At 67.8% G+C, this 2283-nt stretch carries 1 protein-coding gene; it reads right to left on the bottom strand.

Annotated elements, in window-relative coordinates:
* The coding region (locus VF794_RS26280; protein ID WP_331115037.1) for a kelch repeat-containing protein at nucleotides 1–1891 on the bottom strand (1891 nt) is incomplete at its 3' end.
* Between the last annotated feature and the right edge of the window lie 392 nt (nucleotides 1892–2283).

Below are 2283 nucleotides of genomic sequence, written 5' to 3'. Positions count from 1 at the left end.
CCGCGATGGAGGAACTCCCATTCGTACTGGTGGACCCTCCCGAGACGAGCACCTTGCCGTTGGGCAGCAGCGTCGTCGTGTGTCCCCAGCGAGCCGAGGTCATGAAGGCCGTGGCGATCCAGGTACCCGAGGCCGGGTCGTACACCTCCGCCGAAGTGAGGGCGCCGCGATTCCATCCCCCCGAGACGAGCACCTTGCCGTTGGGCAGCAGCGTCGCCCTATGCGCATGGCGACCCGAGAGCATGGAGGCCGTGGCGCTCCAGGTGCCCGAGGCTGGGTCGTACACCTCCGCCGAAGCGAGGGCGTTGAATCCCCCCGAGACGAGCACCTTGCCGTTGGGCAGCAGCGTCGCCGTGTGCTCACCACGAGGCGTGGCCATGGAGGCGGTGGCGCTCCAGGCGCCCGAGGCCGGGTCGTACACCTCCGCCGAAGCGAAGGGGCTGCTCCCATATGGATCGGCGTATCCCCCCGTGATGAGCACCTTGCCGGAGGAGAGCAGGGTGGCGTTATGGGCGTGGCGAGCCGAGGCCATGGAGCCCGCGGCTGCCCACTGGTTGCCCGTGCACGCCGTCAGGCCGGAGAGGGAGAACACTTGGGAGGCCGAGAGGCCGTGGGCATTGGAGACGGTGGCGGTGACGGTGGGGGAAACACCCGTCTGCGTGCAGGAGGGCGCCGTCCACACCACCTCGCTGGAGCCGGCGCTGGTGGTGGGCGTGCCCGTGGTGCCCGTGGTGGAGGCCCAGGAGAAACTCATGGCGCTGCCCTGGGGGTCCACCGCCTTCACCCGGAAGGTGACGGTGCCGTTGGCGGAGACGGAGGCCGCGGACTGGAACGTCTCGACCACATCGGGAGGGAAGAGGGCCGTCCTCTTGGGGCCCACGCAAATGGAGAGGGTGCCCGTCGTCTGGCCGCCGATGGGCTGGCCGTTGCGCGAGTCGGTGACGGTGACGGTGAGGTTGCAGTTGTTGCACGTGCTGCCGCCGGGCAGCGCGGTGGCGGTGAAGTGCGCGGTGGCGGAGGTGGGGTTGCTCCAGGTGCCAGCGCAGGAGGCCGTCCAGCTGTAGGCCAGGGTGTCGCCATCGTTGTCGGAAGCGGTGGCGGAGACGGTGGTGGACTCATTCACCTCCAGAGCGGTGGAGGTAGCGGAGAGGTTGCTCACCTGCGGCCAGGTATTGAGAGAGGCATTGACGGTGGCATCCCCCTTGCCGGCGTTGACGTTGACGTTGAAGGTCAGCTTGCCCTGAAGGGCCTTGGCGTCCGTCACCGTCAACGTGAGGGGCACGGTGGCGGCGGAGGCCGGCGCCGTCCAGGTGGTGGAGAGGCTGGAGGGCTGGGCGAAGGTGCCCGAGGGCGCGCTCCAGGCATAGGTGAGGGTGTCGCCTGGATTGGCATCGGAAGCGGAGGCATTGAGCGTCACCGTGCCGCCGGGCTCGACGGTGCCGGGAGCGGCGGACAGCGAGGAGATGACGGGGGCGGCATTGGCGAAGGGCGCCGCCGGGCTGACTTCCTGCAGCGTGATGGACACGGCCGTCGTCTGCTTGGCCAGGATGGTGACGTCGGTGGCCGAACCGGCGTACAGCTTGGTGCCACTGCTGTTGAAGGCCTCGGCGGAGAAGGTGCGGCCTGTGCCCGCGGGCAGCTTGCCGATGAGGCCGCTCCACTGGTTGTTCGTCTTGACGAGCTCCGCGGTGCGCGACGGCATGTCGGCGGCGGAGACGGTGACGCGCACCAGGGTGACGTCAGCGGCGGTAATGGCTTGCGCCGTGGTGCCAAACAATTGGGCCGAGCCCGTGGTGTCCTCCTCCCGCGGGGAGGGCGCGCCACAGCCGGCCAGGAGGGCCAGGAGGGTGGCTGTCAGGTACAGCGACATATGCTTTGTCATTCGCGTCATGGGTGAACCTTTCCGAGAGAGTTCGGAGACCGGGCTCGTGCCGGTTTCAATTTCATAAGGCCGATCCCAGCTCCCGTGAAATTAAGGAGCCAGCGAATGAGATAATGATGCAGGAAATCCGCATGCCTGGTGCTCAGCGCGAGAAGCAGTGGCGAGTGTTACCGCGCAGCGTAGCTGGGGGAGATCGGCCCGGAAGCCCGAGAAGGGCCAAAGGAGGGGCCCGGTTTGTCTTGTCCTTGGTCATGGTGAGACCATGAACCCTGCCTCCGCCTCCCCACTGTCCCTGTTGCTCATCCTGCTGCTGCTCTCCCCCGGCGTGGGCTTCGCGCAGGAAGCCAACGTCACCCTGGGGGCTCCCCCCTGAGCTCCTTGAGCATCTACACCGCGCGGCT

This window comes from Archangium sp. (assembly GCF_036389735.1).
Lineage (GTDB): Bacteria > Myxococcota > Myxococcia > Myxococcales > Myxococcaceae > Archangium.
The sequence above is the reverse complement of the archived record's forward strand: the minus strand, read 5'-3'. Positions and strand labels throughout refer to the sequence as shown.